The 14081-nt window shown below is 74.0% G+C and carries 10 protein-coding genes; 6 read left to right on the forward strand and 4 right to left on the reverse strand.

Annotation, left to right across the window (positions count from 1 at the left end; all coding sequences use genetic code 11):
* Positions 1-161: 161 nt before the first annotated feature.
* A complete protein-coding gene (locus AC5JJ1_RS02960) occupies positions 162-755 on the forward strand; it encodes a DUF2889 domain-containing protein (protein ID WP_495783627.1) in 594 nt (197 codons plus the stop codon).
* A gap of 141 nt (positions 756-896) precedes the next feature.
* Complete coding sequence (locus tag AC5JJ1_RS02965) at positions 897-1763, forward strand: DMT family transporter (protein WP_495783628.1); 867 nt, start codon at positions 897-899, stop codon at positions 1761-1763.
* A 368-nt stretch (positions 1764-2131) separates the two neighbouring features.
* Here the strand turns inward: AC5JJ1_RS02965 and AC5JJ1_RS02970 are convergent, their stop codons facing one another.
* Entirely contained in the window at positions 2132-2437 is a 306-nt protein-coding gene (locus AC5JJ1_RS02970; protein ID WP_495783629.1) for a hypothetical protein, read from the reverse strand.
* 160 nt (positions 2438-2597) lie between these two features.
* Positions 2598-3743, reverse strand: coding sequence for an anhydro-N-acetylmuramic acid kinase (locus AC5JJ1_RS02975; protein WP_495783693.1), 1146 nt, complete (start codon positions 3741-3743; stop codon positions 2598-2600).
* 48 nt (positions 3744-3791) lie between these two features.
* On the opposite strand from AC5JJ1_RS02975, the gene tyrS reads away from it, so the two are divergent.
* Both tyrS and AC5JJ1_RS02985 read left to right on the forward strand, forming a co-directional pair.
* Positions 3792-5042, forward strand: a complete 1251-nt coding sequence (tyrS, locus tag AC5JJ1_RS02980) for a tyrosine--tRNA ligase (protein WP_495783630.1) — start codon at positions 3792-3794, stop codon at positions 5040-5042.
* Between the two features lie 77 nt (positions 5043-5119).
* A complete protein-coding gene (locus AC5JJ1_RS02985) occupies positions 5120-6661 on the forward strand; it encodes a sensor domain-containing diguanylate cyclase (protein WP_495783631.1) in 1542 nt (513 codons plus the stop codon).
* Here the strand turns inward: AC5JJ1_RS02985 and AC5JJ1_RS02990 are convergent, their stop codons facing one another.
* Complete coding sequence (locus AC5JJ1_RS02990; RefSeq protein ID WP_495783632.1) at positions 6662-10372, reverse strand: YhdP family protein; 3711 nt, start codon at positions 10370-10372, stop codon at positions 6662-6664.
* Between the two features lie 26 nt (positions 10373-10398).
* Here AC5JJ1_RS02990 and AC5JJ1_RS02995 point away from each other — a divergent pair, with 26 nt between their 5' ends.
* Together AC5JJ1_RS02995 and bcp are read left to right on the forward strand one after the other, a co-directional pair.
* The gene (locus AC5JJ1_RS02995; protein ID WP_495783633.1) at positions 10399-13332 is read left to right on the forward strand and encodes a bifunctional [glutamine synthetase] adenylyltransferase/[glutamine synthetase]-adenylyl-L-tyrosine phosphorylase; all 2934 of its coding nucleotides are present in this window, start codon (positions 10399-10401) and stop codon (positions 13330-13332) included.
* The gene (gene bcp, locus AC5JJ1_RS03000; protein ID WP_495783634.1) at positions 13329-13802 is read left to right on the forward strand and encodes a thioredoxin-dependent thiol peroxidase; all 474 of its coding nucleotides are present in this window, start codon (positions 13329-13331) and stop codon (positions 13800-13802) included. The genes AC5JJ1_RS02995 and bcp overlap by 4 nt, the downstream gene beginning before the upstream one ends.
* On the opposite strand, the gene AC5JJ1_RS03005 is transcribed toward bcp, so the two are convergent.
* The gene (locus tag AC5JJ1_RS03005; protein ID WP_495783635.1) at positions 13803-14069 is read right to left on the reverse strand and encodes a hypothetical protein; all 267 of its coding nucleotides are present in this window, start codon (positions 14067-14069) and stop codon (positions 13803-13805) included.
* Positions 14070-14081 lie beyond the last annotated feature (12 nt).

Consider the following 14081-nt stretch of genomic DNA (forward strand, 5'->3'; position numbering starts at 1 on the left):
GCGGGGCTCTGGATCACGCGGGGCTCCGGGGTGGCCGGTGTTGTGGACCGCGGGGCGGCGGCGGGGCAAGGGGGTGCGGCGGGGCTTCCCCGAGCCGGCTCGCTTCTCCGGCCCGGCCGCTTCATGGCATGATGCCGCGCTGCACAACGGAACCGGTGCCCATGCCCCTCCCCTCCCCTGCTCCGCGCGAGCCGCTGCACCGGCGCGCGATCGACATCCGCGGCTACCGGCGGGAGGACGGGCTGTTCGACATCGAGGCGCATCTGGTCGACACGAAATCCTACCCCTTCCTCAACGACGACCGCGGCACGATCGAGCCGGGCGAGGCGCTGCACGGCATGTGGCTGCGGCTGACGGTGCGGGAGGACATGGAGATCGTCGCCTGCGAGGCGGCCTCCGACTTCACGCCCTACGCGGTCTGCCCGCAGGCGGCGCCGAATTTCGCCCGGCTGGCGGGGCTGCGGATCGGGCCGGGCTTCAACCGGGCGGTGAACGAGCAGGTCGGCGGCGTCGCGGGCTGCACCCATCTGCGGGAGCTGCTCGGGCAGATGGCGACGGTCGCCTTCCAGACGCTCTATCCGATCAGGGCCCGGCGCGAGCGGGAGGAGGCGGCGCGGATCCTGGCCGAGGGAGGCGCGGCGGGGCGGAAGCGGCCAGCGATGCTCGGGAGCTGCCTCGCCTATGCGCCGGACAGCCCGGTGGCGCTGGCGCGCTGGCCATGGCTGAAGGAGGAGGCGGGGCAAGGGCAGGACTGACCCGCCCAGGCCAGCGAGGGGCTTTGCAGCGGCGCGCCCCGTGGCTACTTGCTGCGGGGCGGCCCCGCCAAGCCGGGATGAACGGGCCGCGAGGGGTGGACCATCGCCATAACCGGATTCCTGCGCCTGGGCGCCGCGCCCGTGGGCGCCACCGGCGGCATCGCCATGATGCTGCTGGGCGTGCTGCTCTTCGCCGTCAACGACACGCTCGGCAAGTGGCTGGTCGGTGCCTATACGGTCGGGCAGCTCTTCCTCGTCCGCAGCATCGCCGGGCTCTGCTTCATGGCGCCCTTCATCTGGCGGACCGGGGCCGAGGCCTTCCTGCGGCCGCAGCGGCCCGGGCTGCAGCTGCTGCGCATCGCCTTCTCGACGCTCGAGGGCTCGCTCTTCTTCTGGGCGCTGACGGAGCTGCCGCTGGCGGAGGTCATGACCTACTACATGGCCGGGCCGATCTACGTCACCGCGCTGTCGCCCTTCCTGCTCGGCGAGCGGGTGGGCTGGCGGCGCTGGACGGCGGTTGCGGTCGGCTTCGGCGGGGTGGTGCTGGCGCTCGGGCCCTCGCCCGGCTCCTTCTCGGCCGGGGCCGCCTGCGCGCTGGTGGGCAGCTTCAGCTATGCCTGCTTCATGGTCGCCACGCGCAAGCTGGCGGGCACGCCGGGGACGGTGCTGATGACGGCGCAGCTGCTGGCGGCGCTGGCCTTCGGCGCGGTGCTGGTGCTGGTGCAGGGCTGGACGCCGCCCGGGGCGCTCGACCTCGTGCTGATGCTCTGCCTCGGGCTCGGCTCGCTGAGCGGCAATCTCTGCGTGAACCAGGCGCTGCGGATGGCGCCGGCCTCGGTGGTGGTACCCTACCAGTACACGCTGATCCTCTGGGGGATGCTGTTCGGCTACCTCTTCTTCGGCGAGGTGATCGGGCCGATGACCATGGCGGGGGCGGCGGTCATCATCGGGGCGGGGTTGTTCATCTTCATGCGGGAGCAGCAGTTGCGGGGGCGGACGGGGCTTTAGGACGCGCCCTGGACGGGACGCACCATGCGCGGGGAGAAAAGCAGAATTCGCAGTGGCTCCGGAACGGCTGCAATGGGCGGGAAGCGGCCATCCAGCCCATGCGGGCATCGCCCGATGCGCGGCCCGCCCGGGGGCCGGCACCCAGGCGGCAGGTCGCTTGCTCCGGTGTCGGCGCTGGCCGAGCAGCGTCCGGTCTTCGGGGCGGCGCTGGGATGCGTTCCTGCTCCGTCTCGGGCTTGTGCCCCTCCGCAGCGCGCTGCGCGGCGCGGAGTCTCCCCGCAGGGCCGCGGTCCGTCGCCTGCGGCGCAGGCTGAAGGACCGCTTCGGACCGCCTGCCGCGGCAGGCCCCTGGCAGGGCGGTGAGATGCCTATCCTGTGCCTTGCGCCTTGCGCACCGCGTCAAGCACCGCCTCATGCGTCGCCAGTATCCGCCGCAGCGTGGGCTTCCCCTTGTCGCTCGCCTCGGCGATGCCCTCATGCATCTCCTCGATGCCCGCCGTCATCTGCTCGGCCAGGCCGGATAGCCGCTCCTGTAGCTGCTCGCCGTCGTCCTTGAGCTCGGCCGTCCAGATCGCCAGGACGCGAGAGAATTCGGCGGCGGCGCGGGCGGGTGGGACGCCCGCTTGCAGAAGTTTGATGAGCGGGGCCAGGTCGGCATTGGGGGAGCGGGGCATGGTCGGGAAGGTAGGGAAGCGGACCCTGGGTGGCTAGACGATGAGGGTTGCTCTGGGTCGGCAACGGCCATCCCGGCATCCCCCAAAGCGACTCCCAGGTCACGCGATCGGATTCCAGGCGAAAGACGCTTCCGCGAGCCCAGCCATGCGGGAACCGCCTTCAAGGCTCCACCACCTTCCCTCCCGCCATCGGCCCCGCCACCCCCGTGGTGCCGGGGAAAGTGATCGGCAGGCCGCGCCGCACCCGCGCCGCGAGCACTCCGAAGGCTTGGGCCTCCAGCGCGTCGCCGTTCCAGCCGGCGACCTCGACGGGGCGGACCGGGACATCAAGCGCGCCTGAGAGCGCCCGCATGATCGCCGGGTTGCGCCGCCCGCCGCCGCCGACCAGCCACTGCAGCGGCGGCGCCGGGAAGTGGCGGCCGGCCGCGGTAACGCAGAGGGCGCAGAAGGTGGCGAGCGTCGAGGCGCCGTCCTGCGGCGAGAGGCGGTCGGCGCCGGCCTCCTGCAGGGCGCGGCTGAAATCGAGCCGGTCGAGCGACTTGGGCGGCGGCGCTTCCAGGTAGGGATGCGCCATGAGGCGGCCGAGGACGGCGGCGTCGGGCTCGCCGGCCAGCGCCAAGCGGCCGTCCTGGTCGTAGTCGCTGCCCGTGGACTTGCGGGCCCAGTCGTCAAGCGGGCCGTTGGCGGGGCCGGTGTCGAAGGCGATCAGCGCGCCATCCTCCCCGATCCAGGTGACGTTGCCGACGCCGCCCAGGTTCAGCACGGCGAGCGGCTTGGGGAGAGCGGCGGCCATCGCCGCATGAAAGACGGGGACGAGGGGCGCGCCCTGGCCGCCGGCGGCGACATCGGCGGAGCGGAAGTCATGGGCGACGGGGAGGTTGGTCAGGCGCGCGAGCAGCGCGGCATCGCCGACCTGCCAGGTGAAGCCGGGCTCGCGCAGCGCCTCGGCCGCGGTCGCGGCGTTGCGGCCGGGGCGGCTGGCGGGCGGGCGGTGCAGGATGGTCTGGCCGTGGAAGCCGATCAGGTCGGCGCCCTCGCGGAAGCTCTCCCAGGCGAGCTCGCGGATGCGCTCGACGGCATCGGCATGACGGTCGGTCAGGCGGCGGATGCAGTCGGCGAGGAAGGGGTCGTCCGGCGGCAGGGTCGGGGCGAGGTCGAGCAGGCGGCGGAGGTCGCGGCGGAGTGCGGGCTCGTAGGGGAGCGTGACGGTGGGGCCGATGCGGCCGATCGCCTCGCCATCCGTCTCCACCCAGGCGGCGTCCACGCCGTCGAGGGAGGTGCCGCTCATCAGCCCGATCGTTCTCAGCATCCGGATCGTGTGCTACGGGGGCGGCCCCCTCCACAAGACCAGAATATGACGCAAAGCCTCATGACCGGCCCAGACAGCGACTTCCTCCACGAGGCGCGCGAGCGCGGCTTCATCCACCAGGTGACCGATGCGGACGCGCTCTCGGCGCGGCTGCGGGCGGGGGTGGTCTCGGGCTATATCGGCTTCGACTGCACCGCCGACAGCCTGCATGTCGGCAGCCTGATGCAGATCATGCTGCTGCGGCTGATGCAGCGCTCGGGCCACCGGCCGGTGGTGCTGATGGGCGGCGGGACCACCAAGGTGGGCGACCCCTCCTTCCGCGACGAGGCGCGGCCGCTGCTGGACGACGCGGCGATCGAGCGGAACAAGGCGGGCATCCGCCGCGTCTTCGACAGGTTCCTCCGCTTCGGCGATGGGCCGGCGGATGCGGTGATGCTCGACAATGCCGAATGGCTCGACGGGCTGCGCTACATCCCCTTCCTGCGCGAGGTCGGTCGGCATTTCAGCGTCAACCGGATGCTGACCATGGACAGCGTGCGGCTGCGGCTGGACCGGGAGCAGAACCTCAGCTTCCTCGAGTTCAACTACATGCTGCTGCAGAGCTACGACTTCGCCGAGCTCCGGCGGCGGCATGGCGTTACCGTGCAGATGGGCGGCTCCGACCAGTGGGGCAACATCGTCATGGGGGTGGAGCTCTGCCGGCGGATGGATGGCGCGGAAGCCTTCGGGGTGACGACGCCGCTGCTGACGACCTCCTCCGGCGCCAAGATGGGCAAGACTGCCGCCGGCGCCGTCTGGCTGAATGCGGAGCGGGTTTCGCCTTACGACTATTGGCAGTTCTGGCGGAACACCGAGGATGCGGATGTCGGGCGCTTCCTCGCCCTCTTCACCGAGCTGCCGATGGCGGAGGTGCGGCGGCTCGGGGCGCTGGCGGGCGCCGAGGTGAACGAGGCGAAGAAGATGCTGGCGACCGAGGCCTGCGCCCTGCTGCATGGGCGGGAGGCGGCGGAGGCGGCGGCGGAGACCGCCCGCCGCGCCTTCGAGCAGGGCGAGGCGGCGGAGACGCTGCCCTCCGTCACCGCCGCGTTGCCGGCGGGGCTGCTCGACCTGCTGCTGGCGGCCGACTTCGTGAAGAGCAGGGGCGAGGGGCGGCGGCTCGTCGCCCAGGCGGGCATCCGGCTGAACGATTCCGTGGTCGAGGACCCGCTGCTCGTGGTGACGCCAGGGGACCTGCGCGAAGGGACGGCGAAGCTCTCGCTCGGGCGGAAGCGGCACGTCCTGGTGCGGCCCGGCTGAGCCATTCGCTTGAGCGGCAGCGGCGTTTGCCGTAACCTCACATTGGTGTGATCCCTGGTGGTGGTGCGGCAGCGTCGATGTCCCTCGCTCAATCTGCTGCGGCTCCCGGCTATGGCGTGCCGGCCGAGGAGAAGGCTGCCTCCAATCCCTGGCTCCTGCCCTGGCTGGCGCGGGGCGGGGCGGGGCGGTGGGCCGTCGGGAACCTCATCGTGGCCTTGCTCTATGCCGGGCTCGGCACCGTGGTCGGGCGGTTCTTCGGGGCCTATGGGCTGTTCCCGGCGCCGATCTGGCTGCCGGCGGGCCTCGCCTGCGTCGCCGCCATGGTCGGCGGACCGGGGCTGCTGCCGGGCATCTTTCTCGGCTCCTGCCTGGTCAACGGCCTGGTCTTCGGCACCGGGGCGTGGCTGACGCTCGCCGTCTCGGCGGGGAACACGCTCGGGCCCTGGGCGGGGATGCTGCTGACGCGGGCGATGCGGCCGGCGACCGGGCTCTTCACCCGCTTCGTCGGCGTGCTCGGCTTCATCCTCGGGGGCGTGCTGCTGCATGCGGCGGTGACCGCGGCCATCGGCACGCTGGCGCTCTCGCTGGTTGGGCCGATGTCGGCGGCGAAGGCCTATGCCGTCTTCTCCGCCTGGTGGCTCTGCGACAGCGGCGGGACCTTCTTCTTCGCGCCCGCCCTGCTGCTCTGGCTCGGGGCGGAGCGGCGGGCGGCGCCGACGGACCGGCCGCCGGGGCTGGTGGACCAGCTCGTCCTCGCCGGGACGGTGGGGGCGGTGGCGGCGCTCTTCGCGGTGCCGGGGGTCGGGCTGCTGGTGCGGCCCGATGCGGTCTTCCTGCTGACGGTGCCGCTGTCCTGGATCACGCTGCGGATCTCGCTGCGCGCGGCCTATACCTTGCTGACGGCGATCTGCATCGCGGCCACGGTCGGCACGGTGATAGGCCAGGGGCCCTTCCAGGGCCATGGCGTCGCCAACCCGCTGCAATCGGTCGGGCTGATGACGGTGCTTTTCGCCATGGATGCGCTGACCCTGATCGCGCTGACCAGCGAGGGGCGGGAGGCGCGGGCGCGGCTGGCCGAGGCGCGGGGGACGCTGGCGCGCAGCATGGCGCGGACCGAGACCCTGGCGCGCGAGGCGCTGACCGACCCGCTGACCGGCGCCGGCAACCGGCGGCATTTCGACCATGCGGGCGGCGCGGCGCTCTTCCGGGCACGGCAGCGGGGGGAGGCCTTCTCCATGGTCCTTCTCGACCTCGACCATTTCAAGGCGCTGAACGACCGCGCCGGCCATGAGGCGGGGGATGCGGCGCTGCGCGGCGTCGTCCGCGCCTGTCGGGCGGCGCTGCCGGGGGCGCCGCTCCTCTTCCGCATGGGAGGCGAGGAGTTCGCCGTGCTGCTGCCGGGGGTGGCGCTGGCCGAGGCAGCGGCGGTGGCGGAGCGGCTGCGGCTCGCCATCCGCGACATGCCCTGGGATGGCGGGGCGACCCGGCTGAGCGCCAGCTTCGGCGTGGCCGAGGCGGGGCTGGCCGACCGCTCGCTCGAGGCGCTGATGCGGCGGGCGGATGCCGCGGTCTATGCGGCGAAGGAGCGGGGGCGGGACCGGGTCGAGCTCGCCGCCTGATCACCGCGGCGGCGGGCCGCGGCCGTCCCAGGGCGGCTCCGGCGGGGCGCCGCCGTTGCGGGTGGTCTCCTCCCGGCCGTACTCGAAGAGGCCGAAGAGGCCGCGGAGGAAGCCCGGCGTCAGCGCCGCCAGCGGATTCACCGTGACCGCGGGGTCGGTCAACGGGCCCTGGATGCGGTAGGTCGCGGCGAAGACCCCTCCCCCGGCCTCGGGGCTGAACAGCCGGCCGACCAGGGGGATGTTGCCGAGCAGCGTGTTGAAGACATAGGCCGGGACGATGGTGCCCTCGATCTCGGCCACCGCGCGCTCGCGGAGGATGCGGCCCTTGGCGGTGACGCCGAGCGAGGCGGAGAAGGCGCGGGCATCGGTGAGCACCAGCGCCTCGGGCGTCAGGGTGAAGGGGGCGACGAGGCGGCTGAAGACCAGCCCGCCATTGCCGCGGGCCGCATCCACCACGCCGTAGAGCGTCATCGCCTGGAGGAGCTTCGCCGCGGCCGGCGCGTCGCGCAGGACGAAGCCGGTGAGCTCCGCCGTGCCTATGAGCGGGGCGCTGGGGCGCGCCTCCGGATAGAGGCCGGTGACGGCAAGGCGGCCGCCCTGGATCTCGTTCACCAGGTCGAGGGCGTTGAGCAGCCCGCCGCCATCCTCGGCGGTGAGGCTGAGCAGGCGCTGCCCGCCGCGCGGGGTGAGCGAGGCCTCGAAGGCGCCGGGCTGGGCGCGGCCCGCGGTGGGGCCGAGGCCGCGCGGGGCGGTGCGGCCGCTGGCGCGGGCCTCGCGGACCACGCCGCGGGAATCGGTGCGGGCGCGGGCCTGGACGCCGAGCAGGTTGCGGCCCTCGCCCATCGTCACCCGGTCGAAGCGGAGGTCGAGCAGGAGGGGCGGGCCGGCCGCCTCGTCCGCGGGCTGGGCCGGATGGGCGGCGGGGTCGGGCGGGCCGAGCACGGTGCGGAGGTCGAGCACCGGGCCGCGCAGCGCGATGGTCCAGGGGTCCCCGTTCCGTTCGGGCGGCAGCACCTCGCCGGTGAGGCGGGAGCCGGTGAAGAGGCTCTCGGTGATCTCCACCCGCTGCAGGCGGGACTGGGCGGCGAAGCGAACGGCGCCGCGAAGCGAGAGGCCCCTCGTCTCGACGCGGAAGCTGTCGACGGCAGCGAGCGAGTCGCCTTGGAGGCGGAGCGTGGCATCCGCCGTGCCGGGGGTGCCGGGGGGCTTGGCCCAGTTCAGCGCCTCGATGCCGAGGCGGGCCTCGGCGAGGTCGCCATGCACCACCGCCTGGCCCTGGCCGTTGCGGCGGCGCTCGGTGCGGGCCTCGAGGGCGACGGGGCCGGTGAGGATGGGGATGGCGTCGAAGCCGAGGGTGGCGATCTGCCGGGCGTCCAGCCGGCCCGTCAGCGTCGCGCGTTCCGTCACCCCGGTCGGCGGGCCGCGGCGGAAGTCGAGCTCGGCCGAGACCTTCACCGGCGCGCCGAGCAGGCTGCCCTGGCCGCTGGCGCGGAGGCCGTCGGTGTCGACGGCGATCTCGATCGTGGCGCGGTCGAGGTCCTGGTCGAGGATCAGGCCGGGCAGGCGCGCATCGGTGATGCGGGCAGTGGCCTTGATCTTCAGCATGTCGACGGGGAGGTCGTCGAGCAGGGGAAAGGCGATGTCCACCCGGGCCTCGGCGGTGCCGCCGGCGACCTGGAGCTTGAGGGGCTGGCGCTCGAAGAGCTTGAGGCGAGGGTGCTTCAGCAGCACCAGCGCATCGGCAAGGCTGCCCGCGACCTGGAGGCCGATCTCGGCATTGCCCGGCTCGGTGTCGAGGTTGAGGAAGCGGACGGTGCCGCCGCGGAGGTCGAGGCCGGCGCGGCTGCCCTCGGCGATGCCCTGGCGGCCGGCGCGGGCGCGCAGCGTGATCTCGCTGAGCGAGAATTCGGCGGTGCCGGCCACGCCCGTCGCGGGCGGGATCGGGCGGAGCCAGTGGACGGTGGCGTCGCTCGCCTCCGCCGTGCCGGAGAGGGCGGTGATGCGGAGGTCGTCCGGCGCGCCGGCCGGGGCCTCGGCCTCGACATGCCAGTGGCCGTTGCGGACCTCGCCGGCGGTGATGTTCTGGGTGATCCAGTCGCGCTCGCCGCCCTTCGGGCTGCCGAGGCCGCGCGGCCAGTAGCCGGGAAGGTCGGCGAAGGCGAGGCGGTCGAGGGCGAGGTCGAGGGCGCCGCGCCAGAGGCCGGCGGCGCGGGTGGCGGCGCCGCTCGCCTGCAAGACCGGCGCCGGGCCGCCGCGCGGCAGGCGGGGCAGGCGCAGCCTGGCGCGGTCGAGGCGGAGATGGTCGGGGGAGCCGGAAAGGGCGACCTCGGCGGCCTCCGCGCTGATGCGGCGGCCGCGGCCGAGATCGACGACGGCATTGCTGATGGCCAGCGCCAGCTGGGCATCCTCCAGCATCAGGTCGTCCATCGCCTCGGGGAGGCGGAAGCGGGCCTGCAGGCGGGCCTCGTGCAGCAGGCCGGCGGGGAGGGCGGCGAGGGTCGCGGCGCGGGCCTCGGGCGAGAGGCCGGCGGGCCAGTAGCGTGGCAGGTCGGCCGCCTGGATCGGCTCGGCGGCGAGGTCGAGCGCCGCGTTCCAGGCGCCGTCGCGGTTCAGCAGCTCGCCGCGGGCGGAGAGCGAGGGGCCGGAGCGGCCGGGGGCGGGGCCCGGCAGCGTCAGGCGGGCGGTCTCGAGGCGGAGGGCACGGCCGGTGCCGCCGGCCGCCACGGCGAGGCCGGCGAAGGGCAGGCGGCGGGGCGTGCCGTCCGGGCCGGGGCCAAAGTCGAAGGCGCCGGCGCCGGCGCCGAGGGCCGCGCGCAGGCGCTGCGGCCTGCCCTCGGCGTCGAATTCGGCATGGGCGGTGAGGCTGACCAGGGCATCGACCAGGCCGAGCGGGGCCAGCGGCGGCCAGAGGCCGGCCAGCGCGGCGGGGTGGAGGGCGGGCAGGCTGATGCCGGCGCTGAGCCGCATCGGCTCGCCCTCGGCGCGGGCCTCGAGGCGGACCTGGACGGAGGCGCCGCCGGATTCGAGGCGGGCGGCCCCCTCCCCGGCCAGGCCGCCGGCGACACCGCGGCGGAGGTCGAGCTGCGGGTTGGCCAGGGTCCAGCGGCGGCCGCTGGCGGGGTCGCGCAGGGAGAGGCTGCCGCCATGGATGCGCAGCCGCCGGACCGAGGCCATGGCGCTGCGGTCGGAGGCCGGGCGCATCAGGCCGCGCAGCGGGGCGAGCGGGTCGCCGCCGGCCGCCCCCGCCTCGCCGGGCGGGCCGATGGCGATGCTGCCGTCGGGGGCGAGGGTGGCCTCCAGCCGCGGGTTCAGCAGGGTGATGCTGGCGGGGGCGAGGACGCCGTGGAGCAGGGCGCGAAGGGACAGGGTGGCGGCGGCATCCGGCAGCTCGACGACGGGGGCGCCGGCGTGGCCGTGCAGGCGGACATCGGCGAGGCGGAAGTCGAGCGGGGCGGAGAAGCCGTTGCGGAAGCCCTCCCAGGCGATGGCGGCGCGGCCGATCTCGAGGCGGAGGCCATCGCTGCGGTCATTGACGCTGTCCTCGATCTGGCGGGCGAGGAAGGGAATCTCGAGCGGCCGCTCGCCGAGGCGCCAGGCGAGCACGCCGAGGGCAAGGGCCAGCAGCAGGACGGCGGCGAGCACGAGGTTGCAGGCGGGGCCGAGCCAGCGCCAGCCGATGCGACGCGGCGCTTGACCTGCGGGGGCGCTCACGCCTTCCCTCGGGGGTGATGCTGCAGATGGATCGCCTCCCCCGTCCCTTCGACCCCGAGGCCGCCGCGCGGCTGGCGGAACGCTTCGGCGAGCGGGACGCCGCCTGCCGGGCCTTCGCCGCCGGCGCCGAGGGGGCGGCGCTGCTGGCCGCGCTCGGCGGGCACAGCCCCTATCTCTCCGACCTCGCGGTCCGGGAGGCCCCTGCCCTGCTGCGGCTGGTCGAGCGCGGGGCGGACGAGGCCTTCGCCCTTGCCCTCGACCCGCTGGGCCGGGCCGACCCTGCGGCGGCGCGGGAGGCGGTCGGCGTGCTGCTGCGCCAGGTGAAGCGGCAGGCGGCGCTGATCGCGGCGGCGGCCGACATCGGGGGCCTCTGGACGCTCGACCAGGTGACCGGGGCGCTCTCCACCGTCGCCGAGCAGGTGATCGACTTCGCCTGCACCCACCTGCTGCTGGCCGCGGCCGGGCGGGGGGAGCTGCGCATCGCGGGCAAGAACCCGGCCTCGGGCAGCGGCCTCATCCTGCTCGGCATGGGGAAGCTCGGCGGGCGGGAGCTGAACTACTCCTCTGATGTCGACCTCATGGTGCTCTATGACCCGGAGGCGGCAGCCTATCACAGCGATCGGGCCAGCGCCTCCTACGTCCGGCTGGCGCGCGACCTGGTGCGGCTGCTCGAGGACCGGACGGCGGAGGGCTACGTCTTCCGCACCGACCTGCGGCTCCGGCCCGACCCAGCGGCGACGCCGCTCGCCGTCTCGCTCGAGGCGGCCATTACTTATTACGAGAGCATGGGCCAGAACTGGGAGCGGGCGGCCATGATCAAGGCCCGGCCGGTCGCCGGGGACCGGGCGCTCGGTGAGCAGTTCCTGCGCGAGATCAGGCCTTTCGTCTGGCGGCGGCACCTCGACTTCGCCGCCGTCGCCGACATCCACTCGATCAAGCGGCAGATCCATGCCCACAAGGCGTCGAAGGGGGCGGGGGCGACCATTGCCCTCGCCGGCCATGACGTGAAGCTCGGGCGGGGCGGCATCCGCGAGATCGAGTTCACCGCGCAGGTGCTGCAGCTGATCTGGGGCGGGCGCGACCCGGGGCTGCGCGACCCGACGACGCTCGGGGCGCTGGCGGCGCTGGCCGGGGCCGGGCGGATCGACCGGCGGGCGGCCGCCGACCTCGCCGATGCCTATGTCTTCCTGCGCAATCTCGAGCACAGGTTGCAGATGGTGGCGGACCGGCAGACTCACAGGTTGCCGGAGGACGAGGCGGGCCTCGCCCGCATCGCCTCCTTCATGGGCTATCCGTCGCTGGCCGAGTTCTCGGCGGCCTTCATGGGTCATCTGGAGCGGGTCGAGCGGCACTACGGCAATTTCTTCGAGACCACCCCGTCCGTCTCGCTCCCCGGCGGGGAGGCGCAGCAGGGCGACCTGGTCTTCACCGGGGTGGAGGACGACCCGCGGACGGCGGCCACGCTGAAGCGGATGGGGTTCGGCGACCCGGCCTCGGTCTCGGCCATGATCCGGGCCTGGCACCATGGCCGGCCGCGGGCGACGCGGAGCGAGCGGGCGCGGGAGCTGCTGACCGAGCTGATGCCGGCGCTGCTCACGGCCTTCGCCAGGCAGTCGCATCCCGACCAGGCGCTGGCACGGTTCGACCGGGTCCTGGCGCGGCTGCCGGCGGGGGTGCAGGTGCTGAGCCTGTTCCGGCGCAATCCGGCGCTGCTGGATCGGGTGGCGGGTTTGCTCGGCGCGGCGCCACAGCTGGCGGATCATCTGGCCCACAACGCGGCGGCGCTGGATGGGCTGCTGGCGGGCAGCCTCTCGCCGGCCGGAGCGGATCCGGCGGCCAGCCTGCCGGCGCTGGTCAAGGATGCGCGGCACCTCGAGGAGGCGCTGGAGGCGGCGCGGCGGCTGGCGACGGAGCGGAAATTCGAGATCGATGCGGCGGAGCTCGAAGGGCAGCTCTCGGCCGATGCGGCGGGGGAGCTGCGGGCGGACCTGGCGGATTCGGCCATCTCGGCGCTGCTGCCGCGGGTCTCGGCCGATTTCGCCGAGCGCTACGGGCGGGTGCCGGGCGGGGCGCTGGCGGTCGTCGCCTTCGGCAAGCTCGGAGGGCGGGAGATGCTGCCGGGCTCCGACCTCGACCTGGTGCTGCTCTACGACCATGACGCGGAGGCGAGCGAGAGCATCGGCGGGCGCAAGGCGCTGGCGCCCTCGGAGTACTTCATCCGCCTCGCGCCGCAGGTGGTCGGCGCCATCACCGCGCCGGGGGCCGAGGGGCGGCTCTGGGAGGTCGACATGCGGCTGCGGCCCTCCGGCAACAAGGGGCCGGTGGCGATCCGGCTGGTGGGGCTCGAGCATTATCACCGGGAGAATGCCTGGACCTGGGAGCGGATGGCGCTGACCCGGGCGCGGCCGGTGGCGGGGCCGCCGGCGCTCAAGCGGCGCATCCACGAGGTGCTGCGGGCGGCGATGATGAAGCCGGGTGCGGCGGAAGTGGCGCTGGCGGATGCGACGGCGATGCGGGCGCGGCTGCTGCGCGAGCTGCCAGCGGAGGGGCCATGGGACGTGAAGGCGATGCCGGGGGGCTTGATCGAGGTGGAATTCATCGCCCAGGCCCTGCAGCTCGCCCATGCGCCGGTCGAGCCGCGGGTGCTGGCGACGACGACGCGGACGGCGCTCGCCCGGCTCGGCCAGCATGGGGTGCTGCCGGCGGCGGAGGCCGAGTTGCTGATCGCGGCGGACCGGCTGTGGCGGACCGTGCTCGGGCTGGTGCGGCTGACCATCGGCAAGTCGCGCGAGGTAGCGCTGCCGGCGCCGGCGGAAGCGGCGCTGCTGCGGGCGGTGGGGCCGCTGCTCGATCCACGGCCGGTTGACCTTGCCGCGCTCCGCGCTCAGATGCAGGACATGGCCGGAACGGTCCGCTCGATCTTCGAGCGGCGGGTCGGCAAGCTGGAGAATGCGGGATGAGCGAGGCGGGACCGGTGGAGGGGCAGGCGGCCCCGGATTTCAGCATGCCGGCGAGCGGGGGTCGGACGGTCAGCCTAGAGGGGCTGAAGGGCGAGCCCTTCCTGCTCTACTTCTACCCGAAGGCGGATACGCCGGGCTGCACCAAGCAGGCCTGCGGCATCCAGGAGGCGCTGCCGCAGCTCGGCAGGATCGGGCTGACGGTGATCGGGGTGAGCCCGGACAAGCTCTCGCCCATCGAGAAATTTGCGAAAAAGTTCGGCCTCGAATTTCCGCTGGCCTCGGACGAGGACCACAAGGTGGCCGAGGCCTACGGGACCTGGGTCGAGAAGTCCATGTACGGCAAGACCTACATGGGGATGGAGCGGAGCAGCTTCCTCGTCGGCGCCGACGGCAAGGTCGCCCGCGTGTGGCGGAAGGTGAAGCCGGAGGCGCATGCGGCGGAGGTGCTGAAGGCCGCCGCCGCGCTCTGACTACATCTGCTTGTAGTCCTCGGTCGCCACATCGGTGCCGAACTGGCCGCGGTCCTCGGGCAGGGGGCCGGGCTCGGCGGCATGGCCGGTGTCCATCGGCGCGCCGAGCATCGGGCCGCCCTCGCCGAGGGGGAGGGCGCGCTCGGCCGTGCAGGAGCAGACCGTGCTGCCGTCGGCGAGGAGGTTCGGCATCGTCACCTCCTCGCAATGCGGGCATTGCACGGCGTCGAGCCGCGGGGAGGCGGGCGGGGGTGCGCTGTCGCTCATGGCCCCCTCAAT

Source organism: Belnapia sp. (assembly GCF_059504005.1).

Excerpts from the sequence above, each read along its gene's own strand:
- tyrS (WP_495783630.1), top strand. The coding sequence starts at position 3,792 with ATGACGCAAAGCCTCATGACCGGCCCAGACAGCGACTTCCTCCACGAG.
- AC5JJ1_RS03005 (WP_495783635.1), bottom strand. The coding sequence starts at position 14,069 with ATGAGCGACAGCGCACCCCCGCCCGCCTCCCCGCGGCTCGACGCCGTG.
- AC5JJ1_RS02995 (WP_495783633.1), top strand. The coding sequence starts at position 10,399 with ATGGATCGCCTCCCCCGTCCCTTCGACCCCGAGGCCGCCGCGCGGCTG.
- AC5JJ1_RS02985 (WP_495783631.1), top strand. The coding sequence starts at position 5,120 with ATGTCCCTCGCTCAATCTGCTGCGGCTCCCGGCTATGGCGTGCCGGCC.
- AC5JJ1_RS02960 (WP_495783627.1), top strand. The coding sequence starts at position 162 with ATGCCCCTCCCCTCCCCTGCTCCGCGCGAGCCGCTGCACCGGCGCGCG.
- bcp (WP_495783634.1), top strand. The coding sequence starts at position 13,329 with ATGAGCGAGGCGGGACCGGTGGAGGGGCAGGCGGCCCCGGATTTCAGC.
- AC5JJ1_RS02970 (WP_495783629.1), bottom strand. The coding sequence starts at position 2,437 with ATGCCCCGCTCCCCCAATGCCGACCTGGCCCCGCTCATCAAACTTCTG.